The sequence below is a fragment of the Mesorhizobium sp. LNJC405B00 genome, from assembly GCF_000502615.1.
Lineage (GTDB): Bacteria > Pseudomonadota > Alphaproteobacteria > Rhizobiales > Rhizobiaceae > Mesorhizobium.
On record NZ_AYWC01000062.1, the window covers coordinates 1 to 401 of the forward strand.

At 62.8% G+C, this 401-nt stretch carries 1 pseudogene; it reads left to right on the forward strand.

The annotated features are described in order from the left end of the window. Positions 1-20: 20 nt before the first annotated feature. A pseudogene (locus X756_RS136275) lies at positions 21-401 on the forward strand (hypothetical protein); the annotation flags it as partial.

Here is a 401-nt window from a genome sequence, read left to right on the forward strand (position 1 = left end):
GACGCTCTTCCGATCTAGGTTTGGCCAAAGGCCGACTGATCCGCATCCTCGATGCGACAGCGGTTGCCAAGGCCGGTGCGTATGAGAAGAAGAACAATGGTCTTTGGCGCATGCACTGCGCCTTCGAGCTTGAGCGCGAGCAGTTCGACTTCATCGAGATCACCGACCAGAGCGAGGCCGAGCTGATCGACCGCGTGCCGGTGGTGCCGGGCGAGATCCGCATCGGTGACCGCGCCTATCTGCAGGCCGAGCGGATCGCCAAGGTGATGGCGCAAGGCGGCGATGTTTTTGTGCGCGCGTCGTGGAAAAACGCGCGATGGCTCGACGCCAACGGCAGGGCGTTCGATCTCATCGGCTACCTGGAGAACTGCCGGGAGGAAGTCTGCGAAACGCCTGCCCGG